We start from the raw sequence: 21,691 nt of genomic DNA, 5'->3' as shown, positions 1-21,691 counted from the left end.
GCCATGCCGCTACGTGCTTCGGGTAGGGCGGACGTTCGCGGAACGACTCACGGGGTCGAGGCCGTCCTCCACGTTTGCGCGACCGGTCACGAACGCGCTCACCGCGGGCGCCCAGGCGCGGTAGTCGAATGCGGAAGCCCGTTCCCGGGCATGGCGGCTCATCCGCCACCACTGCGCGTCGTCCAGGGCAAGTGCCCGCTGGAGCCCGTCCCGGACGTCGTCCGCGTCGGCCCCCGTCAGCACGATGCCCTCCCGGCCATCGTCGATGTAGCTGCCCAGATCACTGGTGTGGTTGAGCAGGACCGGGCAGCCGGCCGCCAGGCTCTCGGGCACCTTCGACGGAAAGCCGGCGTCGGCGTAGCCGCCCGGGGGCCGGACCAGCACCGAGAAGTGCGCCGCGCCCAGTTCGGCGACGACCCGGTCGCGTGGTACCCGGCCCAGAAAGGTGATCTGTTCGCCGAGGTCCGCCACCGCTCGGTCCTCCAGGTCAGACACCAGCGTGGCCTGCTCCCGCGTCATTCCGGCGATGCTCAGCCGGACCCGCCTCCGCTCCGGCTCAGGCAGCCGACGGATGCCGTCCAGCACCACGGCCAGTTGATCCTTGGACCCCGCCGTGCCGGCATACAACAATCGCAGGCTCGCCTTCACCGACGGCGGCGCCGGTTCGCCATAGTCGGCGCAGTCGACCTGTGGCGGCACGACCAGGATGGGCTGACCCGGCCGGGCGAAACGCCGTTGCAGCGTCGTGGAGATCGCGATGATCCGATCCGCAAGCCGTCCGGCGAGGTAGGAGTGCCACCGGTGCCGGATGAAGTAGGGCGCCAGACGCCCGCGGGGAAACTGCGCGGGCTCGTGCCGTTCGAGCACGTCCACGGTCAACGGGCAGCGCGTCGCCGACCGCAGCACGACCCACGTCGTCAGGTTCCACAGCCCCAGCGGGAGGCAGACGCCGGTGAGGTCCCTGATGGGCACGCCCGCTCGTCGCAGCGCCTTCAGCACTCGCAGGGGTCGGCCCTGGCGGTGCATCCAGCGGCGGAGCCGGCCACCCCCGCCGGTGGCGGAGAGCGTGATCAGCCGCAACTCGGGTGGCAGGGCAACGGGCTCCGGTGGGCGGTCGTTGCCGGGCCAGTCGTTCACGATCAGGGTCGAGGTGCCTGGGGGCGTCGCGGAGCGGGCCAGTTGGAGCAGCCGATTCGACATGGCGTCACCGTGCGGGAACCGGTACGCCGCCACCATCACGAGCCGGGGCACGGGTCCACCCGGGGCATTGGCCGGCTGAGCGGGAGCGGTGGCGGTCTCGTGGCTTTTCATGCTGTCCATTCGTATAAAGCGTGTGTCAGCGTATTAGCGGCTAATGCCGGTGTTACTGTACGCACCGATGCCGTTACCGCGGATCAGGGCGCGCCGCCGGTGGTCCCCTAGGTCGACGTTGGAGTGTCAGTGGAGCCAGCCAGCCGGGGTGACCAGAGCCGTCCGAGCGCGCCACCGGTGCGGAAACGGCCCGTCATCGTGCAGCATTCGGCCGGCACGCCGGGCGCCAACGGGCCGCTGACCGCCGTGCAGCGAGTGCTCGGGTCCGCGCTGAACGAGCGGTACGAGTTCGTCCGCATGCATCAGGTCGGCGGTAACGGCGCCCTCAACGTGCCCCTGCTGCGTGACTGGGTTCGCCTACTGCGGAGGGTGCGTCCCGACCTGGTGCACGTGCGCGGCCTGCAGAACGAGGGCTTCCACGGCGTGCTCGCCGCCCGGTTGGCGGGCTGCCCCCGGATCCTGGTCACCGTGCACGGCACCGTGCGGGACCTGAGACACGGTGGTCGTACCTGGCGTAAGGCTCTGTTGGCCCGCGGAGCCGAGCCGGCCACCCTGCGGATGGCCAGCCACGTCGCGACCGTGTGTGAGTACGCCGCTGACCGGGACTTTCTTCGGGCGCACGCGGACAGGTTCGTCGGCGTGATTCCCAACGGGGTTCCGCTGCCGGCCGACGTGGGCGCCGCGCGCAGCAGCCGACGCGCCGTACTCGGCCTGGCCCCCGACGACGTGGTCATGATCGCGGTAGCCCGCCTGAGCTGGGACAAGGGATTCGGAGTGCTGGCGGACGCGCTGCGTCGGCTGCCGCCGCCGGCCGGTCGACGGGTGCTGCTGGTCGCCGGCGACGGACCGGACCGGACTGGGATCGCCGCCGCCCTGGCGGACGTGGACGGCACCGAGGTGCAGCTGCTCGGCAATCGCCTCGACGTGCCGGATCTCCTCTCGGCGGCGGACATCTTCGTCTTCCCCACCCTGCACGAGAACCTGTCCAACGCCCTGTTGGAAGCCATGGCCCACGCCCTGCCCGTCGTAGCCTCCGCCGTTGGTGGCAACGTCGAGGTGCTTCGGCAGGGCGGTGGCCACCTGGTGGCGGCCGGAGACCCCGAGGCGTTCGCCACGGCGATCGAGCCGTTGCTCGTCGATGCCGCCGAACGTCGACACGTGGGCGAGACGGGCCGCAAGGTGGTGCAGGACGGCTACAGCCTGCCGGTCATGCTCAGGTCCCTCGATGGCGTTTACCGGCGCATCCTGGAAGGAACGGCGTGACCGACGAGCCCTGTCCCCGTGTACTGCTGCTGGGATTCACCATTGGGGACGACCTGTTTCGGCACATCGTGGCGAGAGACGTCGTCATGCCCACGCAGACCCACACGTTCGCCTGGGCCCTGGTGGAGAGCATCCGCGCGGCGGGCTGTCCGGTGCGTCTGCTCTCCGCGGCCCCCGCGTCGACCTTTCCGCGGAATCGGCAGATTCGCTTCCGGCCGGGGCGGTTCGAGCAGAACGGCGTGCAGGGAGAGCTGCTGGGGTTCGTCAATCTGCTCGGCGTGAAACACCTGACGCGGTTCGTGGCGGCCGTGCGCACGGGTTCGCGGATGTTGCGCACGGGAGGCGACAATGTCCTGCTCATCCACGGCGTCCACACGCCGTTCCTGTGGTTCGGGGCTCTGGTCGCGTGGCGACGGTCGGCACGGGTGGTGCCGGTGCTGACCGATCCCCCCGGTGTGATCCTCCCCGATGACGGCCTGATCGTCCGCGCGCTGCGCCGCCTGGACCACGCGCTGGTTCGCATGGCGCTGCGTCGGTGTTCGGGCGTTGTGGTGCTCACCGCCGCGCTTGCCGAGGACTTCGCGCCCTCGGTTCCCCGTCTTGTCATGGAGGGAATCTGCAACCCACCCCTCGAGGCGTCAGCGTTTGGCCGGCCCGGTCATCTCGTAGTGGGCCCACCCTCGTCGGCGGATCGAGGAGCTGCCGCCGCCTCCCGTGAGGTGGTGTACGCCGGCGGGCTAACCCGGGCCTACGGCGTCGATCGCCTGGTCGAAGCATTCCGCGGCATGGACGATCCCGATCTGCGCCTGTTCCTGTTCGGCCGGGGAGAGCTGGAGGAGTGGTTGCGAACGCAGGCAGAGTCCGATCCCCGGATCGCCGCACCCGAGCTGCTTGACCGTGGTGCGCTGGTGCAGCGCCTCGCCCGCGCGTCGGTGCTGGTCAACCCGCGGCCGGTGGATCAGTCGTTCGTCCGCTACTCGTTCCCGTCGAAGCTCATCGAGTACCTGTCCACCGGCGTTCCGGTAGTGACCACACGGCTGCCGGGCATCCCGCCCGACTACGACCCGTACCTGCGCTTCGCCGAGTCGGACACGGCGGACGGCCTGCGCGAAGCCCTGCTGCGGGTGCTCGCCATGCCCCGCGAGGAGTGGGCCACCCTCGGCAGCGCGGGTGCCGCGTTCGTCCGGCAGACGCGCGGTCCCGCGGCGCAGGGACAACGGATCCGGTCCTTTCTGGCCGGACTGGCGGCCGCCTCGTCGGGTCGTCTCCACCTGTCGAAGCAGAAGCGCGAGCTACCGCTGCACCCGCTCGGGCGGCGCTGAGCCGCTCGCGCCGCGTGTCAGGGCCATCCACAGGTACAGGGACAGCAGCGTGGCGAGGCCGATCACGGCTGGCCGCGACATTCCGAGCTGATTGTTCGCCGGGATGTACGCGACGAGCAGGCACATCTGAACGAAGATCAAGGTTGGCAGGATGCCGCCCGAGAGGTTCACCTCACGCCAGAGCCGGGCGAAGAACCAGCCCAGGAAGGCCATGAAGAGCACGGTTCCCGGAAAGGTGAGATCCGAAGCCAGCCAGGGATAGATGGTCGACCAGTACATGCCCGCAGGCCACCCCGTCCGGTCCTCGGTACGGGTCGGATAGGCCGGATACTGGTCCGTGTCGATCCCGAGGTACTGGCTGCCGTACGAGGCGACCGCCGGGGTGCTGCCCAGGCCATGGGACCACACGAACGGCGTTTCGAGGTTGTACGCGAGGCCGAGGTAGCCGTGGGTTGGATAGATCACCAGCGCGGCCAGACCGGTCGCCACCTGCTCACCGACGATCCGCTCGACGGTCGGATTGGCGCGGACACGATCGTGGGTGCCGAACTGGTCCACCCGGTCGGCCTGGTTGCTGACCATGTAGGCGCAGAAGAGCGCGAACACGACCGCCACCAGCACTGTCGCCCGCCGCCGGTTCATCTTGCGGCCGGTCCGGTCGGGATTCCGCGACGAGGCGATGAGCAAACCGGCCGCGATCATCAGCACGAAGTCCCCGAGACCCTTCAGAGTGCCGATGTAGAGGAAGAAGAGGCTGTAGACACCGATGCCCGCGAGTCCGACGAGTCGCAGACCGCCCGACAGTCGTCGCCAGTAGACGACGAGCAGGGGGACAAGCGCGGTGCCGAGGAAGCCGAGCAGGGTCAGCACCTGGATGACGGGGTTCGTGCGACCGCTGTCCTGCTGCTGCTGGTAGACGGTGAACTTGTTGAGGTACGCCCCCGCCGGGTCCTGCAGACTGGCGATGATGCTGCCCGGACCGGTCGCCCCGTACTCGACGAGCAGGGCCACACCGAGGACCACGTAGTAGATGCCGCTGGCCAGGACCAGTCTGCGCACCCGCCTGACGTCGGTGGACCGCGTCGTGCCGACGATGGGTCGGGAGCTGCTGCGCCAGAGCTGCGCGACGTAGCCGGCGGCAAAGGCGCCGGTGGCGCCCAACACGAACAGGCAGAGCGTGCCGGGGTTCGGTACCTGCTGCGCCAGCGCCCCGGTCCAGAAGAGGCCGAACGTCCCCAGCATCCAGCCGCCGGCGAGTAGCAGTGGCAGCCAGGCTCGCAGTGAACGGCGAAACGGGGCCGGGCGGTGCCGAATCGGTTGTGCCGACGTCGCCGTCGACACGAATCGACGTGTGGTGAGGTCCGGTGTGGTCGTGGTCATTCAGCTGGTGCTCCCGCATCAGTTCCGCTCCGCCGGGTGCCTCCCGGTGGTGGTCGTTCCGCTCGTTTCCGGCCCGCGCCGCCCACTGCCCGCCGGGTTGGCACACGGAACGACCGAAGGCATGTCGCCATGCGGGCGGGTCGGTTGCAGGCGGGCGTGCCCGATGGCGGTGTCACCAGTGCTTAGGGTGTTATAGCAAGGGTCCATTGCCGACTTCGCACGTTTCACAAAATGACTGTGACCCGCGCGGGCGCGCAGAACGACGCTTCGGCGATCAGCCAGATGCGCCGGGGGGCCACTGCCGCGTGACCGGCACCCCGTCGCGATCGTTGTGTCGTTGATTCCTCGCCGTGGCCCCGGCACGCCCGGGCCGCGGCGCCGTGCCGGCATGCCGCACGGTCTCGTGGCGGTGTCGGGCAGGTAGCGACACGGGCACCAGGACCGCGCAGATCGGGGTAACCGTGAGGGTGGTGATGACCGGCGTGCTGGTCGACCCTTCGGCCGGGCTCACGGCGAACCTGCCCGCCGTCCAGTAGGCCGGCGTGTTGTCCGACGGGCCCGCCGAGCGGGCCGCGCGTCCGCTTTCGGCGCGCCGCCGTCCGCCCGACCGAAGCCGCCGGCTGGTGTCCGGCGTCGCCACCGCCCTGTTGAGCAGGGGGGTCGGCTTTGTCGCCCCGATCGTGCTCGTCCCGCTGACCCTGCCGTACTTCGGCACCGATCTGTATGGGCTCTGGATGGCCGTTGTCGCGCTCGTCGGCATGGCGTCCTTCGCCGACCTCGGCCTGGGCAGCGGGCTGATGACCAAGTTGGCCCCGTGCTACGCCCACGGTGACGACCGCCGTGCTCAGGGGTACGTCTCCAGCGCGTACCTGGCGCTCTCGCTGCTGGCGGCCGCCATGATCGCCGTGCTGTGGCTGCTGGCCGACACCATCGCCTGGACGTCGCTGTTCAACGTCGCGGGTGAGGTCACCCAGGCGCAGACGCGGCTGATCGCCCTGCTCTGCCTCACCGCGTTCCTGGTGAACGTGCCCCTTGCCCTGATCACCCGTGTTCAGTACGCCTACCAGCAGGTGGGCCGCAGCAACATCTGGCAGGCGGTAGCCAGCCTCACCGGGCTCGGGTTGGTCCTCGCCGTCGTTGCCGCCGGACTGTCCCCACTGCTCGTGATCGTGGCCTCGGTTGCCGCGCCGCCGCTGGTCAACGCGGTCAACACGGTCTGGTTCTTCAGGCGCGCGCACCGCACGATCCGACCTCGGCTCCGGGCTGTCGACGCCCGGACGGCATGGGAACTGACCCGACTCAGCGGGCTGTTCTTCGTGGTGACCGTTGTCATGTCGCTCGGTACGAACGCCGACACCCTGGTCATCGCGCACGTGCTCGGGCTGTCCGCGGTGGCCGGCTTCGTAGTGCCGGCGAAGCTGCTGGCGCAACTCGGTCAACTCGTGGTCCTGATCAACGTACCGCTGTGGCCGGCCAACGGGGAGGCACTTGCCCGCGGGCAGCTCGGCTGGGTGCGGCGGACCACTCGCCGGATGACCGTGCTGTCCGTGCTCTTCGCCGCGGTGCCGGCGGTGTCCCTGGTCTGCTTCGGGGACCGGCTCTTCGCCGCGTGGCTACCGGTGCCGATCGACGACGACCGGTGGCTGCTCGCGGGGCTGGCGGTGTGGTGGATCATCCAGGCGGCACTGTCGCCGCGCTTCATGGTGCAGAACGCCGCCGGTGTCGTCGTCCCTCAACTGGTGGGCTGGGTGGCCTTCCTGGCGCTGTCGATTCCCGGCAAGTGGTACGGCGCCAGGTGGTTCGGTGCGGCCGCCGTGCCCTGGGTCGGGGCCGCCGGATACGCGCTGACGGTCCTGCCGGCAGCGCTCTACGGATACCGCCGGACGTTGCGGCGCTCGCCTGCGCCGGCTCAGGAGAGAGAGGTCGAACCAATTGCCGTCTGAGCGACACCCCCGGGTGCTTGTGGTCAGCGGAGCAGCGTTCAGCCGCGACGCTGGCACCGGCATCACCTTGTCGAACCTTTTCGGCGGCTGGCCCCAGGACCGGCTCGCCCAGCTGTACACGGAGGACCGAGAGCCGTCGACGGACGTCTGTGCCACCTTCGCGCGCACCGGCATCGAGATCGCCCCCGTGGAACACCACCTGATCCGCCTGCGGAAACGGACCCAGCGCCCGGGCCCGGCGGCAGTGTCGGGTGGCGGAGAAGGCGGTGGCCCGGCGTCCTCGATGACCGAGCCCGGCCGGGTGCGCGGGTGGTTGCGCAGGGAGCTGTCCGGCTTCTTCGACCTCACCCCGGTTCGGGTTCCGGCTTCGATCCGCGAGTGGCTGCGGGCGCAGCGGCCCGAGGTGGTGTACGCGACGCTGGGCAGCATTCGCCTGATGCGGCTGGCGGTGGCGGCGGCCCGGGAGTGCGGTGTGCCACTGGTACCGCACTTCATGGATGACTGGCCCACCACGCTCTACGCCGACGGCCGGGTACTGGGTCTGGCCCGCCACGCAGCCCGGGCCGAGCTGCGCACGGTGCTGCGACACTCCTCGTACGGCCTCGGCATCAGCGAGCCGATGGCCCGGGAGTACGAGCGGCGTTATGGGCTCCCGTTCGCCGCTTTCGGGAACTGCGTGGACATCGCGGACTTCGCCGACCCCGAAGGGGAGCGGGCGCATCCGTCTCCGCCGGGCACACCGGTCGAGCTGCGCTACGTCGGCGGCCTCCACCTCGGGCGGTGGCGGTCGCTGCGGCGGCTGGGCGAGGCGCTGGGCCGACTGGTCACCGCGGGGCTGCCCGTCCGGCTGACCGTGCACACGCCCGCGGTGGACGCCGCCCGCTACGGCAGCCGCCTCGCCGATCTGCCCGCGGTACGTCTCGGCCCCTCCTTGACCAGCCGGGAGGTCGCCGGCGCGCTACGTCAGGCCGACATCCTGGTACACGTGGAGTCGTTCGCGGACGACGACCGGACGTACACCCGGTACTCGTTGTCGACCAAGATCCCGCAGTACCTCGCCGCAGGCCGTCCGGTGCTGGGTTTCGGCCCGGCGGAGCTGGCTTCCATGGCGCACCTCACCGACTCTGGCGGCGGAGTGGTCGTCGGCGTCGACGATCCGTCGCTGCTGGCCCGCGACCTGTCTCGGCTCTGTCGGAATGCGGACCTCCGCGACCGGCTGGGCCGGCAGGGGCTCGACTTCGCCGTGCGTCACCACCGGGCGGACCAGATAGCGAGGCGTCTGGCCGCGGTGCTGTCCGAGGCCGTCCAGCGGCCGATCGGCCGACCGCCGGCGCCTCGGACGGAGGCGTCGCACCACGCCGGGGCGCCCGCCGAGCGTTGAACGGGGCACCTGCCGGTCGGCTCAGCGCCCGACGCGGGTGATTCCGCCGACGGTCGTGGGCCGGACGCGTCCAGCCAGCGCGTGCCTCGACGCGCGGTGCGCGGGTCGGGTCCGCGCGGGCAGCTCCGACACGACAGTGACCAGGGCGAGCGCCAGCCACATCGCCAACGCGGCCTCCCACTGACCGGTCAGCCAGATCGGCAGGAGGACCGCGAGGTAGAGGCAGGTCACGAGCAGCCCTCGGCGCGACGCGTGGGCTGCCGTCCAGCAAGCGCCGGCGATGGTGCCGAGGTAGAACAGTGTGCCAACGAGGCCGAGGTCGTTGCCGAGGATGAGCAGCAGGTTGTGGGGTCCGATACCGAACGGGTTGCTGCCGGTGAAGACTCCCGGACCGGAGCCGGTCAGGGGAGAGTCACTCCAGGTCGACAGCGCGTACGGCCAGAGTTCGAGGCGTCCGGAGATGTCGCCGGTGGGACGGCCATAAAGCTGATCGAGCCAGAGCATCGCCGACTGCGGGCTGAGGCCGAATGGAACGACGACGACGAGCAGCCCGGTGATCCCGAACGACGCGGCCCGAGTGGTCCGCGGCAGCAGCCAGGCCAGGGCCAGCACCACGAGACCGAGCAGGACGCCGATGGCAGCGCCGCGGCAGCCGGTGAGCAGCATCCCCCATGCCATCGGGACGGCGAGCAGCGCGGGGCCGATCCGTGCCGCTGGATGCCGGTTGCCAGCTCCGACGAGCACGGCGACTACCACCCCGACCGCGAGCGTGTAGGCGGTGGCGTTCAGTTCCCGGCCCTCGACGCCGTACCGGGTGGCGACATCGACGAGCTGACCATGTTGACGTAGGTCACCGCGAGCGCCGGTGATGATCTCCAAACTGACGATCACGCAGCCGGCTAGGTATGTCCAGCCGAGCAGGAGGAGATCCCGTCTGCGGCGCACCGCGTGTCGGCAGGCGACGAACAGCAGGCACACCGTTGCGTAGCGGTAGCCGGCCGGGATCGTCAGGTCGGTGCGGCCGGCCCACAGGGGACTGGCCAGTGCCCAGCCGGCGGCGGCGAGCGCGAGTGTGTCGGGCCACCGGAGTCGCGGGAGGCGTCCGGTCAGGGCGAGCGCGAGAAGGGCGAGGAGGGCCGCGTAGTTGAACGACCACCAGGGCGGGCGGGCGGCCATGAACGCGACGAGGGCGAGGACCAGCACTGATGGCAGAGACAGCGGGTCGCGGCGCGGCGTGCGGTCACGACGCGTGGCAGGCGAATCCGGTGTGTGCCGTGCTTCGGCCGCGTGCCGGCCCAGGTCGTGCAGAGCGGGGGACGGGAGACACGGCACGGGGTTGTTCTATCAGGCAATCTGCGGAACCAACGGCAGATTGTGCAATAAAGTAGACGACCTGCCGCAAGTACCCCCGATTGTTTCCTACTTGTCGTACTTTGTGACGAACTAGTGGAGAGAAGCGTATCTGGTGGGGTGACCTGTCGTTGTCCCGAATGCTGTAACCGGCCGAGACGGCCCCTGCTCCGGGACTGATGCGCGGGCGTTGCCCGGACTCCCTCGCCGAGTCGTCGGGTAGCGGACCGCCGAATCGACGACACGGGAGAATCGATGACTTTCTCGACCACCGGACGCCGCGTGCTCATCACCGGCGGTACGGGTTCCTTCGGCCAGACCATGGTGCGCCGACTCCTCGACCGGGATGTCGGCGAGATCCGGGTGCTCAGCCGCGACGAGGCCAAGCAGGAGACGATGCGCCGGTCGCTCGGCGACGAGCGGGTCCGCTACTACGTCGGGGACGTGCGCGACTACGACTCGGTGCTGCGGGCCAGCCGCGGCATCGACTACGTCTTCCACGCCGCCGCTCTCAAGCAGGTGCCGTCGTGTGAGTTCTTCCCGCTGGAGGCCGTCCGGACCAACGTGCTGGGCAGCGCCAACGTCATCGAGGCCGCCGAGCGCAACGGCGTCGGATCGGTCGTGGTGCTCAGCACCGACAAGGCCGTCTACCCGGTGAACGCGATGGGCATGAGCAAGGCGCTGATGGAGAAGGTGGCCCAGGCCCACGCCCGGAACAACCCGAACAGCGCCACCACGGTCTCCTGTGTCCGCTACGGCAACGTCATGTACTCGCGCGGATCGGTGATCCCGCTCTTCATCGAGCAGATCAAGGCCGGCCGCGCGCCCACCGTCACCGACGCGGGGATGACGCGGTTCCTGATGTCGCTCGCCGACTCGGTCGAGCTGGTCGAGCACGCCTTCCACCACGCCCGGCCCGGCGACATCTTCATCCGCAAGGCCGTCGCCTGCACCATCGGCGACCTGGCCGAGGCCGTCTGCCAGCTCTTCGACGTGCCCGCCAAGCTCGACGTCATTGGCGTACGGCACGGTGAGAAGCAGGCCGAGACGCTGGCCAGCCGGGAGGAACTCGCCCAGGCCGAGGACTTCGGCGACTTCCTCCGGGTGCCGTTGGACGCCCGCGACCTCAACTACGCGCTCTACGTCTCCGAGGGGGACCTCGGCGAGGGGTTGCCCGAGGACTTCAACTCGGCGAACGCGCCGCAGCTCGGCGTACCCGAGATCATCGAGCTGCTGAAGACGCTCCCGGAGGTGCGCGCGGAGCTGGCGCTGCGGGATCCGGTGCTGGCGTGCTGAGGCTCGCCGTCACCGGCGCCGGGGGTTTCCTCGGGTGGCACGTGCGGGTGCTGCTGCGCGCGCTGGGCTGGCCGGAACCGATCGTGGTGACCCGGGGCGACCTCGTCGACCCGGACGTGGTCGCGGCCAAGGTCGCCGGGGTCGACCGGGTGCTGCACCTGGCCGGGGTCAACCGGGGTGAGCCGGCCGATGTCGCCGGCGGGAACGTCCAGCTCGCCGCGCAGCTCGCGGAGGGTCTCCGGCGCTGTGCGACGCCGCCGGCCCGGGTGGTCTACGCCAACTCGGTGCAGGCCGGCAACGGCACCCCGTACGGCGACGCCAAGGCCACCGCGGCGCGGGTGCTCGCGGGCGCCGGCGTCGACCTCGACGACGTGCTGCTGCCGAACCTCTACGGCGAGCACGGGCGTCCGTACTACAACTCGGCGGTGGCGACGTTCTGCCGGGTGCTCGCCGAGGACGGCCGGCCGGAGGTACACGCCGACCGCGAGCTGAGTCTGGTGCACGTCACGGACGCGGCCGCCCGGCTCGTCGGCGTGCCGGCCGCCGGTTCGTGGGATCCGGCCATGCCGCCGCTGCGGATCGGCGTCCAGGCGCTGGCCAGCCGGCTCACCGCGATGGCCGCGACGTACCGGACGGGGGAGATCCCGTCCCTGCTGGACCGGAACGACGTGCGACTGTTCAACACCTACCGGTCGCACTGCTTCCCGGCGCACTACCCGCTCGCTCTGCCCCGCCGGGCGGACGCCCGCGGTGAGCTGGTCGAGACCGTCAAGGCGCACGGCGGCGCCGGGCAGACGTTCTGCTCCACCACCCTTCCCGGCATCACCCGCGGTGAGCACTTCCACCTGGCGAAGGTGGAGCGGTTCGTGGTGCTGCGCGGCTCGGCCGAGATCAGCCTCCGCCGGGTCGACGACGCCGAGGTGCTGCGGTTCGCGGTCAGCGGCGACGTGCCGGTGCTCGTGGACATGCCCACGATGTGGGCGCACAAGCTGGTGAACACCGGTCCGGACGAGCTGGTGACGATGTTCTGGACCAACGAGCTGTTCGACCCGGACCGGCCGGACACCTGGCCCGAGCCGGTGGAGGCGGCCCGACCGGCTCCGGTGGCGGTCGGCGCGTGAAGGTTGGCCTGATCAGCCAGTGGTATCCGCCGGAGGGAGTCTTCATCCCGGGCAACCTGGCGCACCAGTTGGCCGACCGGGGCCACGAGCTGCGGGTCCTCACCACCTTCCCGAGCTACCCGTACGGCCGGATCTTCCCGGGCTGGCGACAGCGCTGGCGGCACCGGGAGACCGACGGGCCGGTGTCGATCCGGCGGGTGCCCGCCTATCCCAGCCATGACACCTCCGCCGCCCGGCGGGCCCTGAGCCACCTCTCCTTCGGCGCCACCAGTGCGGCGGCCGGGGCGCGGTGGCTCGCTGGCGTCGACGTCACGTACGTCTACCACCCGCCGCCCACGGCCATCGCCGCCGCGGCCCTGCTGCGCGCCACCCGCCGGACGCCGATCGTGCTGCACGTGCACGACCTGTGGCCGGAATCCGTGGTGCAGTCGGGGATGGCGCCGACCGGCCGGGCCGGGCGCTCGCTGGAGCGGGCGCTCGACGCGTTGATGCGCCGGACGTACCGGCTGGCCGACGCGATCGTGGTGATCTCGCCGACGATGGCCGACCGGGTCGTGGCGCGCGGCGCCGACCCGGACCGGGTGCGGGTGGTCTGGAACTGGACCGACGACGCGCTCTTCCGGCCGGTGCCGGCCACCGACGACGCCCGCGCGGCACTCGGCCACCGAGGCCGCTGCACCGTGATGTTCGCCGGCAACATCGGCCTCCTCCAGGGCCTCGACACGGCCATCCGGGCGGCGGCCGCCGCCCGCGACCGGATGGACCTGGTGCTGGTCGGCTCCGGGGCCGGCGAGGCCGACGCCCGCCGGCTCGCGGCCGACCTCGGCGCCGACAACGTGCGGTTCGTGGGCCGGCGTCCGCCCGAGCAGATGGCCGAGTTGTACGCCGCGGCGGACTGGCAGCTCATCTGCCTGCGGGACGTACCCGCCGTGCGGGCCGCCGTCCCGTCGAAGCTGCAGGCCGCGCTGGCCTGCGGCGTGCCGGTCGTCGCCGCGCTGGGCGGGGACGCCGAGGCCCTGGTCCGCTCGACCGGGGTCGGCCTCACCTGCCCACCCGAGGACTGGCAGGCGCTCGCCGACCGGTTCGTCCAGGCGGCCGCGCTGCCCGCCGACACCCGGCGCGAGATGGGCCGCCGTGCCCGACACGTCTACCAGGAGCGGATGTCGCTGCGGGTGGGCGTCGACCAGTTCGAGGACATTCTGACCAAGGCCGCTGCGCAGGGAGGACGGGCATGACCAGGATCATGACGGTGGTCGGCACTCGACCGGAGATCATCAGACTGTCCCGGGTGCTGGCCCGGCTCGACGACACGGTGGACCACGTGCTGGTGCACACCGGACAGAACTGGGACACGACCCTCTCGGACGTGTTCTTCACGGAGCTGCGCCTGCGGCAACCGGACCGCTTCCTCCGCGTCGACACCTCGTCGCTCGGCCGGGTGCTCGGCGGGGTGCTGGTCGGCATGGAGGCGGCGATCGCCGAGGTGCGGCCGGACGCGTTGCTGGTGCTCGGCGACACCAACAGCTGCATCGCCGCGCTGATGGCCCGCCGGATGCGGGTGCCGGTCTACCACATGGAGGCTGGCAACCGCTGCTTCGACCTGAACGTGCCGGAGGAGACCAACCGGCGGCTCGTGGACCACGTGGCCGACTTCAACCTGGTCTACACCGAGCACGCCCGGCGCAACCTGCTCGCCGAGGGCCTGCACCCGCGTCGGATCCTGCACACCGGCTCGCCGATGCGGGAGGTGCTGGAGCACTACCGGGCGCCCATCGCCAGCTCGACCATCCTCAGTCAGCTGGAACTCGACCGGGGCCGGTACTTCCTGGTCAGCGCGCACCGGGAGGAGAACGTGGACCGCCCCGACCGGCTCCAGCAGCTGCTGGACTGCCTGGTCGCGGTGCGCGACCGGTGGGGTATGCCGGTGCTGGTCTCCACCCACCCGCGTACCCGAAAGCGGCTGGAGGCGCTGGCGCCGGACGCCACCGCGTTGGACGGCATCGCCTTCCACGAGCCGTTCGGGCTGCTCGACTACGTGCACCTGCAGACGAAGGCGTACTGCACGCTGTCGGACAGCGGAACGATCAGCGAGGAGGCCGCCATCCTCGGCTTCCCCGCGGTGACCCTGCGCGAGTCGATCGAACGCCCGGAGGCGCTCGACGCCGGCGGCATCATCATGACCGGTCTCGACCCGGAGGGCGTGGTCGAGGCGGTCGAGGTGACGGTGGCCCAGGTGGCCGCGCAGGGGGTGCCGTGCCCGGTCGACTACCAGGTGCCGGACACCTCCCGGCGGGTCGTCGACTTCATCCTCTCCACCGTCCGCCGCCACCACGACTGGGCGGGCATCCGCCGCTGAACGCGCTGACCAACAGGGCCGGCGACCGCAGCGCGGTCTCCGGCCCTGTTCCGTTCGTCCCATCGTTCCGGCCGCGCTGGGTAACGCCGCAGCCGGAACGAACGACCCGGTCAGCGCGACTGCAGCGGTACGCCCACCGGACCGTCCACCACCGGGTCGACCGGCTGGGTGCAGAGCAGCGCGAGATGCTCGGCGAGCTTGGCGGGATCGTCGTACGGGTCGAGCCCGCTCGCCTCCATCGGGTCGAGCGCCGGCACGGACACGTGCGACACCAGCGGGTGGAAGGGCCGGCTGTCGACCTCGCCGGTCCCGAGCAGGTCCTCGTGCAGCTTCTCGCCGGGCCGCAGGCCCGTGTAGACGATGGGCACGGAGCTGGACGCCTGGTCGGCCATCTGACGGGCCAGGTCGACGATCCGTACGGGCTCGCCCATGTCGAGCACCAGCGCCTCCCCGTCGCGGCCGATCTCGGCGGCCTGAAGCACGAGATGGACGGCCTCCTGGACGGTCATCAGGTAGCGGGTGACGTCCGGGTGGGTGACGGTCATCGGCTTCCCGGTCTCGATCTGCCGTTGGAAGGCCGTCACCACGGAGCCGCGGCTGCTCAGCACGTTGCCGAAGCGGACGCTGAGGAACGTCCCGGGGAACCGGGACGCGGCGTGCGCGGTCAACCGCTCGGTGATCCGCTTCGAGTAGCCGAGGACGCTGATCGGGTCGGCCGCCTTGTCGGTGGAGATGTTGACGAACTTCGCCACGTCCTGGCAGGCGTCCAGCACCGAGAGGGTGCCCCAGACGTTGGTCTTGACCGCCTCGCCCGGGTGCCGCTGGAGCAGCGTCAGGTGCTTGAGCGCCGCGGCGTGGAAGATGATCTCGGGGCGGCGCTCCCGGATGATCCGCCGGATGCCCTCGTCGTCCCGCAGGTCGGCGAGGATCAGCTCGGGCCCGTCCAGCATGGCTCGCCCGTCCAGCGACATCTGGAGGCTGTGCAGGGCGGACTCGTCCCGGTCCAGCATCATCAGCTCACCCGGGTTGGCCTTCATGACCTGACGGCAGAGCTCGGAGCCGATGGACCCGCCGGCGCCGGTGACCAGGATCCGCCGGCCGGTCAGGCTGTTGGTGCTCAGTGGCAGGTCACCGACGACCTGGCGGCGACCGAGCAGGTCGCTGATCTGGACGTCCCGGACGTCGGTGACGGTGATCCGGTGGTCGACCAGGTCCCGCACCGGGGGCAGCACCTTGAACACGGCGCCGGCCTCCAGGGTGGCCTCGCGGATCTGGCGGATCAGGGCGGCGTCGGCGTTGGCCACGGAGAAGATGACGGTGCTGGCGCCGGTACGCCGGACCGTCTGGGCGACGTCGTGCCGGCCGCCGAGCACACGCACCCCGCCGATGCGCAGGTCGCGCTTGTCCGGATCGTCGTCGAGCGCGGCGACCGGCAGGTAGCGGCCACGCGGGTCGCTGAGCATGGCGCGGAGCAGCCCCTGCCCGGCGTCACCCATCCCGAACAGCAGCACGGGCGTCGACGACCGGACATCCGGCCGCATGGCGAGGTCGCGACGGTGCCGGTACGCGAACCGGGCGCCGAGCATGAACAGCAGGGCGAGGGCGCCCCCCACCAGCGGGGTGCTCGCCGGGACCGGCCGGTCGTCGGACGGCAGCAGGCCGAGCATCATGATGCCGGCGGTCGTGATGGTGGTGCCGGCGACGCCCTGGACCTCCTGGAGGCTGCCCAGCGGGTGCCGTCCGGAGTAGAGGCGGCGCAGCGCCGCCACGGCCACGTGCACCACCGCCGCGACGACGCCGACCGCCGCGGCCCGGCCCAGCTGTCCCGGGGGGAGTTGGAGCTCGAACCGGGTCCACGCGGCCGCGACGAACCCGCCGACCCAGGCGGTGGTGTCGGTGGCGAGGAATCCGGCGGTACGCCGGCGGGCCCTGGCCCGTCGCGTCCGCCGGTCCTCGGCGTGCGTGCTCTCGGTGTCCTGCGGCATGTGCTGGCTCCCCTGTCCCGTCTCGCGGCTTCCTCCGCCGCACGGCAGAGGGAGCCTCTAGGCTCTTTGTCCTTGTTACATGCCAAAGCGGTATCGGTGGGCGGTTTCGAGTGGAACGAGACGAATATGCTGCCCGTGCCGGTGGCTCTCAGCGGGCCGGAACGCCCTTGACCGTCACCCGATCGGGCACATCCCGGACGACACACGCCCCGGCTCCGACGGTGCTGTCCCGTCCGACCCGCAGGCCCTGCAGCACCGCGGCGGTGGTCCCGATCAGGACGCCCTCCGCCAGGTGGCAGTCACCGGACACGGCGGCGAGCGGATTCACCGAGACGAAGTCGGCGAGGTTGCTGTCGTGGCCCACCGTGGCGTTCTGGTTCAGATGGACGTGGCGGCCGATGGTCACGTTCGTGGTGACCCGGGCGCCCGCGAAGGCGACGAACCCGGGCCCGTGCGCGGTGTCCGGCCCGACGGTGGCGTCCGGGTGGACGAGGCTCGCGGCCGGGACGCCGTACCCGTCGATCCGACCTCCGACGGCCCGGCGGACCCGGGGGTCCCCGATCCCGATGACGTGGTGGGTGCCCGGGGGAGCGTCGCGCAACCAGGCCACGTCCCCGAGGTACGGCACGTCGAGTCGCTGCAGGCGCTTCAGGTTGTCCTCGGTCGGTCGGTCGTCGACGACCCCCAGCAGCTGCCACACCGGCCGGCCGGCCGCCTCGTTCACCGCTCGCGAGATGCCGACCACCTCGCGGCCGTGCCCGCCGCAGCCCACCACGACCAGTCCGATCGTCACGCGGTGGGACCTCCCGTCCGGAGGGACAGGAACTCGTCGATCGCGGCGAAGACCCGGGCGATCTGCGGCTCGGTCAGAGCGCTCCCGCTGGGCAGGGTGAGCCCGTCGGCGAAGAGTCGCTCCGCCGCGCCGGTGAGCAGGCTCTCCGCCCCGGCGTGCATGGGCTGCAGGTGCATCGGTTTCCACACCGGTCGGGTCTCGATGTCCCGCTCGGACAGGTACGTTGCCAGGTCGTCCGCCCGCCAACCGGACCGCTGCGGCTCGACGGTGATGACGGTGAGCCAGCAGTTCGACTCGGTGTCCTCGGCACCCAGCAGCCGGATACCCGGCACCGGGGCGAAGAGCTTCGCGTAGCGGTCGCGCAGGTGACGGCGTCGCGAGATCATCCCGTCCAGCCGGACCAGCTGGGCCCGGCCGAGCGCGGCGAGGAGATTGCTGAGCCGGTAGTTGTAACCCGTCTCGCGGTGCTCGTAGTGCCGCGCCGGTTCGCGGGCCTGCGTGGAGAGATGACGAGCCCGGGCGAGGAGCCCGGCGTCGTGGGACACGAGCATCCCGCCACCGGACGTGGTCATGATCTTGTTGCCGTTGAAGGAGAGCACGCCGACGCGCCCGAAGGAGCCGGCGGGGCGCCCGCGGTGGCTGGCGCCCAGAGCCTCCGCGGCGTCCTCCACCAGGGGGACCTCGGCCTCGTCGCAGACCGGCACCAGGGCCTCGTAGTCGACGCAGCTGCCGAACATGTCCACCGGGACGACCGCGCCGACCCTCTCCCCGCGAGCGCGGAGCTGCCGCAACAGGTCGGTGACGAGGCCGACGTCGAGGTTGCCGCTCCGGGGGTCGCAGTCGACGAAGACCGGACGCGCCCCGATGTAGCGCACCGCGTTGGCGGTGGCGACGAAGGTGAGCGTGGGCACGATGACCACGTCGCCCGGCGCGACCCCGACACCGAGCAGGGCCAGGTGCAGGCCGGCGGTGCCGGAGCTGACCGCGACGGCGCCGCCGACGCCGACCCGCTGGGCGATGTCGTTCTCGAACGCCTGCAGGTCCGGACCGGCCGGCGCCACCCACCCCGAGCGCAGCGCGGCGACCAGGTAGGACTCCTCGAGCGGCCCGACGTCGGGCGGGGACAGGTAGACCGTCTGGCTCATCGGCCGACTCCCCGGGGGGTCGTCATGCCGGTGTCCGGTCGCGCTGCGGCGGTGCCGGGCGCCGGGGCGTACCGAGGAACTCGGGGGCGGTGGCCGATCCGGCCGCGTTGATGCCCTCGCGGCGCAGCACGGTGCGCACGGTCGCGACGAGGATCGACAGGTCGAGGCGGAAGGTGTGGGTGTCCACGTACCGCACGTCGAGGTCCAGCTTCTCCTCCCAGCTCAGGCTGTTGCGGCCGCGTACCTGAGCCAGCCCGGTGACGCCGGGCCGCACCTCGTGCCGGCGGGCCTGGCTGGGGGAGTAGCGGTCGAGGTACTCCGGCAGCAGCGGACGCGGGCCCACCAGGCTCATGTCGCCGCGCAGCACGTTCCAGAGCGTGGGCAGCTCGTCCAGGCTGGTGGCGCGCAGCCAGCGACCCAGCGGCGTGAGCCGGTCGCCGTCCCCGAGCGGGCCGCGGGCCTGGTTGGGCGGCCGCATGGTGCGGAACTTGACCACCTCGAAGGGTTGTCCGTGCAGTCCGGCGCGGCACTGGCGGAACAGCACCGGGCGGCCGAGGCCCACCACGACCAGGACCGCCACCACCGCCAGCACCGGCGTCACCAGCACGAGGAGCACGGCCGCGACGATCGTGTCGAAGATGCGCTTGCCCGGGGCCGGCCGGGGCAGCAGCAGGGGGTTTTCCCGGGCGTTCACGAGACCACCAGGCACCGGCACCGTTTCGACCTCCGAGAGAAAGCGACGCAAAGCCACGTATGGGTTTGTACCAGGACAAGACAGTGAAGCAGTTCTGAATGCCGACACTCAGGCTGCTTCGCCCCGATCAACCCCGAAACGGCGCGTAGGGAAACGGCCTGGCCGCGGGGGCTCTGCGGTCCGTCCCGCTTCAAGGCCGGGCGGTAGAGTCGCGACCGCCGGCCGGGCGACGGGACAGACCGGTCGGGTGAAGGGGAGACCGTGCTGCACCTGAGGGTGATCGCTCCGCCGGACCAGTCGCCGGCGGTGGCCGACCTGCTGGCCGCCGAGCCGGGCGTGACCCACCTGGTGGTGCTGCCCGGCGTCGCCCGGCAGCCGAAGGGCGACCTCATCCAGTGCGACGTGGTCCGGGAAAGCGCCGACCGCGTCCTCGACGGCCTGCAACGCATCGGCGTGGACGCGAGCGGCGGCATCGCCGCCGCCGACGTGGAACTGACCATCTCGACCGCGGCGGACCGGGCGGCGGAGAAGGCGCCCGGCAGTGGCGCCGACGCGGTGGTCTGGGACGAGATCGCGGCGAAGACCGGCGAGCAGACCGAACTGTCCGCCACCTACCTGGTGCTGATCATCGTCGCGACCATGATCGCCGGTATCGGTGTGCTGCTGGACCAGCCGATCCTCATCGTCGGGGCCATGGTCGTCGGTCCGGAGTTCGGCCCCCTCGCCGCGCTCTGCGTCGCGCTGCTGCGCCGCCGACTCCGGGTGATCCGGCGGTCGGTGCAGGCCCTCACGGTCGGCTTCCTGGCGGCCATGGCCGCGACCGTGCTGAGCACCTGGGCGCTGACCGCCGCCGGTCTGGTCAACAAGGAGATGCTGCTCGCCGAGCGCCCGCTCACCGATTTCATCTGGCGGCCGGACGCGCTGTCCTGGGTGGTCGGCCTGCTCGCCGGGGTGGCCGGCATGCTCTCGCTGACCTCGAAGAAGTCAGGCAGCCTCGTCGGGGTGCTGATCTCGGTGACCACGGTGCCGGCCGCGGCGAACGTGGCCGTCGCCAGCGCCTACGGCGTGTGGGACGAGGCGGCCGGATCGGCCCTCCAGCTCGTGATCAACCTGTGCGCGATCGTCGTGGCCGGGCTGCTCACCCTCGCGGTGCAGCAGCTCTGGTGGTGGAACCTGGCCCGTCGGTCCCACCGTCCAGCAGCCGGGTGAGCAACGTCCGCAACGGGATCGACTCACCGTCGCGGCCACCCGCCCCCACGACCAACGGCGCCGGGCTGGGCTCAGGGTCGACGCCGACCAGCCGGGCCCGCAGACCCCCCGGCACCGTCAGCAGATGGAAACGCCCGTCCACGTCCACCGCCCGGGTCCCGGCCCGGTCGACGTACCAGCCGGTCAGCCGCGTCCGGTAACGCCCGCGCCCGTCGTACCCCCGGGCGACCAGCCGCGTCGTGGGCAACCCCCGACGGGTCGCCTCGGCCACGAACCAGGCCACCAGCTCCGCCGCCTCCGCCTGCTCGGCGGCCCGCCGCCGCGCGTCCGCGTCGGCGTGCGCCCGCACCGCGTCCCGCTGCCGCTCCCGCCACTCCCGGCCGTCCCGCTCACCCACGATGCCGACGGTACGCCCGCGAGCGCCGCCCGGCTCAGAGAGTACGGTCCGCAGCGTGTGCCGGGCGATGTCGGCCGTCGCCGGGCTGGTGTCGACCTAGTACGGCAGGGCGTCGATCGCCTGCACGAGTGCCCAGCCGCGGTTTCGCTTCCAGCCGCGCTCCCGCTTCCAGCCGCGCTCCCGCTTCCAGCCGGCGTCGTCCACGCCCAGCGAGTATCCGAGCGTGTCCGGGCGGCCTCGTGGCCGGGCGGCCCTCTGTCCGGGCGGCCTCGTGGCCGGGCGGCCCTCTGTCCGGGCGGCCTAGTGTCCGGAAACTCGTGTCCGGAACCTCGTGGCCTGGGCCTCAGGGCCCGGCGGTCCTGTGGCCGGGCGGGTCCCGACCTCAGGCGGCCTGAGACCCAGACGGCCCAGCCCCCGGGCGACCCATCCCACGCCGCCTCATTCCTCAGGCCCCTCGCACCGGCAAGCCCTTGCCCACGTTGCCGGGGCCTGAAGCCGTGGCATCGAGGCGCCGCAGATCTTGGACAGTTTCCGTTACGACCGGACGGAAAGTGTCCAAGATCTGCACGGTGAGAACCGTCGGCAGGGTTGGTGGTGTGGCGAAGCCTGCCCCGGAGACAACCTGCCGGCCCGTCGCTCAGCCGGGGTGGGATTGCCCCAGGGACGGTGCAGCTCGGCGGCGTCCCGGTGGGGGAGTGGCCGGGGCGGTCACGGTGTCGGGGCGAGCGCGTCGCCGCGCCCGGTC

At 71.5% G+C, this 21,691-nt stretch carries 17 protein-coding genes; 9 read left to right on the top strand and 8 right to left on the bottom strand.

From position 1 onward, the window contains the following. Positions 1–9: 9 nt before the first annotated feature. Positions 10–1,251 (bottom strand): glycosyltransferase, encoded by a 1,242-nt coding sequence (locus DKT68_RS18295; RefSeq protein WP_161556677.1) that lies wholly within the window; start codon positions 1,249–1,251, stop codon positions 10–12. Between the two features lie 237 nt (positions 1,252–1,488). Between DKT68_RS18295 and DKT68_RS18290 the strand changes: the two genes are divergently transcribed. Next, positions 1,489–2,574: a glycosyltransferase family 4 protein gene (locus DKT68_RS18290; protein WP_109818625.1), complete on the top strand. Its 1,086-nt coding sequence runs from the start codon at positions 1,489–1,491 to the stop codon at positions 2,572–2,574. Further along, entirely contained in the window at positions 2,571–3,896 is a 1,326-nt protein-coding gene (locus tag DKT68_RS18285) for a glycosyltransferase (RefSeq protein WP_109818624.1), read from the top strand. Before DKT68_RS18290 ends, DKT68_RS18285 begins: the two co-directional genes overlap by 4 nt. On the opposite strand, the gene DKT68_RS18280 is transcribed toward DKT68_RS18285, so the two are convergent. Beyond that, on the bottom strand, positions 3,867–5,138 hold the full coding sequence (locus DKT68_RS18280) for a hypothetical protein (RefSeq protein ID WP_146218393.1): 1,272 nt from the start codon (positions 5,136–5,138) through the stop codon (positions 3,867–3,869). The genes DKT68_RS18285 and DKT68_RS18280 overlap by 30 nt on opposite strands. A 761-nt stretch (positions 5,139–5,899) precedes the next feature. Between DKT68_RS18280 and DKT68_RS18275 the strand changes: the two genes are divergently transcribed. Together DKT68_RS18275 and DKT68_RS18270 are read left to right on the top strand one after the other, a co-directional pair. Continuing rightward, positions 5,900–7,219 (top strand): lipopolysaccharide biosynthesis protein, encoded by a 1,320-nt coding sequence (locus DKT68_RS18275; protein ID WP_236646951.1) that lies wholly within the window; start codon positions 5,900–5,902, stop codon positions 7,217–7,219. Between the two features lie 67 nt (positions 7,220–7,286). Continuing rightward, positions 7,287–8,600, top strand: a complete 1,314-nt coding sequence (locus tag DKT68_RS18270) for a glycosyltransferase family protein (protein WP_201749087.1) — start codon at positions 7,287–7,289, stop codon at positions 8,598–8,600. 21 nt (positions 8,601–8,621) lie between these two features. On the opposite strand, the gene DKT68_RS18265 is transcribed toward DKT68_RS18270, so the two are convergent. Next, entirely contained in the window at positions 8,622–9,803 is a 1,182-nt protein-coding gene (locus DKT68_RS18265) for an O-antigen ligase family protein (protein WP_109818622.1), read from the bottom strand. A 402-nt stretch (positions 9,804–10,205) separates the two neighbouring features. Here DKT68_RS18265 and DKT68_RS18260 point away from each other — a divergent pair, with 402 nt between their 5' ends. The 4 genes from DKT68_RS18260 to wecB are packed head-to-tail and all read left to right on the top strand — an operon-like array spanning position 10,206 to position 14,723. After that, on the top strand, positions 10,206–11,246 hold the full coding sequence (locus tag DKT68_RS18260; RefSeq protein ID WP_109818621.1) for an SDR family NAD(P)-dependent oxidoreductase: 1,041 nt from the start codon (positions 10,206–10,208) through the stop codon (positions 11,244–11,246). Continuing rightward, positions 11,240–12,367 carry a polysaccharide biosynthesis C-terminal domain-containing protein gene (locus DKT68_RS18255; protein WP_109818620.1) on the top strand — a complete coding sequence of 376 codons (1,128 nt, stop codon included), beginning with the start codon at positions 11,240–11,242 and terminating at the stop codon, positions 12,365–12,367. Before DKT68_RS18260 ends, DKT68_RS18255 begins: the two co-directional genes overlap by 7 nt. After that, complete coding sequence (locus tag DKT68_RS18250) at positions 12,364–13,602, top strand: glycosyltransferase family 4 protein (protein ID WP_109818619.1); 1,239 nt, start codon at positions 12,364–12,366, stop codon at positions 13,600–13,602. Before DKT68_RS18255 ends, DKT68_RS18250 begins: the two co-directional genes overlap by 4 nt. Next, complete coding sequence (gene wecB, locus DKT68_RS18245; RefSeq protein WP_109818618.1) at positions 13,599–14,723, top strand: non-hydrolyzing UDP-N-acetylglucosamine 2-epimerase; 1,125 nt, start codon at positions 13,599–13,601, stop codon at positions 14,721–14,723. Before DKT68_RS18250 ends, wecB begins: the two co-directional genes overlap by 4 nt. Before the next feature lie 110 nt (positions 14,724–14,833). Here wecB and DKT68_RS18240 read toward each other — a convergent pair whose 3' ends face one another. From DKT68_RS18240 to DKT68_RS18225, 4 genes are all read right to left on the bottom strand, one after another. Next, positions 14,834–16,708 carry a nucleoside-diphosphate sugar epimerase/dehydratase gene (locus tag DKT68_RS18240; protein WP_109818617.1) on the bottom strand — a complete coding sequence of 625 codons (1,875 nt, stop codon included), beginning with the start codon at positions 16,706–16,708 and terminating at the stop codon, positions 14,834–14,836. A gap of 148 nt (positions 16,709–16,856) precedes the next feature. Beyond that, entirely contained in the window at positions 16,857–17,501 is a 645-nt protein-coding gene (locus tag DKT68_RS18235; protein WP_109818616.1) for a NeuD/PglB/VioB family sugar acetyltransferase, read from the bottom strand. Then, on the bottom strand, positions 17,498–18,646 hold the full coding sequence (locus tag DKT68_RS18230) for a DegT/DnrJ/EryC1/StrS family aminotransferase (RefSeq protein ID WP_109818615.1): 1,149 nt from the start codon (positions 18,644–18,646) through the stop codon (positions 17,498–17,500). The genes DKT68_RS18235 and DKT68_RS18230 overlap by 4 nt, the downstream gene beginning before the upstream one ends. A gap of 22 nt (positions 18,647–18,668) precedes the next feature. Continuing rightward, on the bottom strand, positions 18,669–19,340 hold the full coding sequence (locus DKT68_RS18225) for a sugar transferase (RefSeq protein ID WP_330848941.1): 672 nt from the start codon (positions 19,338–19,340) through the stop codon (positions 18,669–18,671). Between the two features lie 261 nt (positions 19,341–19,601). Here DKT68_RS18225 and DKT68_RS18220 point away from each other — a divergent pair, with 261 nt between their 5' ends. Further along, a complete protein-coding gene (locus tag DKT68_RS18220; RefSeq protein ID WP_109818614.1) occupies positions 19,602–20,549 on the top strand; it encodes a DUF389 domain-containing protein in 948 nt (315 codons plus the stop codon). Here DKT68_RS18220 and DKT68_RS18215 read toward each other — a convergent pair. After that, positions 20,479–20,946, bottom strand: coding sequence for a hypothetical protein (locus DKT68_RS18215; RefSeq protein WP_109818613.1), 468 nt, complete (start codon positions 20,944–20,946; stop codon positions 20,479–20,481). The two genes, DKT68_RS18220 and DKT68_RS18215, sit on opposite strands and share 71 nt — an antisense overlap. Between the last annotated feature and the right edge of the window lie 745 nt (positions 20,947–21,691).

This window comes from Micromonospora acroterricola (genome assembly GCF_003172955.1).
GTDB lineage: Bacteria > Actinomycetota > Actinomycetes > Mycobacteriales > Micromonosporaceae > Micromonospora > Micromonospora acroterricola.
The sequence above is the reverse complement of the archived record's forward strand: the minus strand, read 5'-3'. Positions and strand labels throughout refer to the sequence as shown.

Bases quoted from the DNA above. Each gene is read 5' to 3' on its own strand.
- DKT68_RS18280 (WP_146218393.1), bottom strand. From the start codon at position 5,138: ATGCTGGGGACGTTCGGCCTCTTCTGGACCGGGGCGCTGGCGCAGCAG.
- DKT68_RS18260 (WP_109818621.1), top strand. From the start codon at position 10,206: ATGACTTTCTCGACCACCGGACGCCGCGTGCTCATCACCGGCGGTACG.
- wecB (WP_109818618.1), top strand. From the start codon at position 13,599: ATGACCAGGATCATGACGGTGGTCGGCACTCGACCGGAGATCATCAGA.
- DKT68_RS18240 (WP_109818617.1), bottom strand. From the start codon at position 16,708: ATGCCGCAGGACACCGAGAGCACGCACGCCGAGGACCGGCGGACGCGA.
- DKT68_RS18230 (WP_109818615.1), bottom strand. From the start codon at position 18,646: ATGAGCCAGACGGTCTACCTGTCCCCGCCCGACGTCGGGCCGCTCGAG.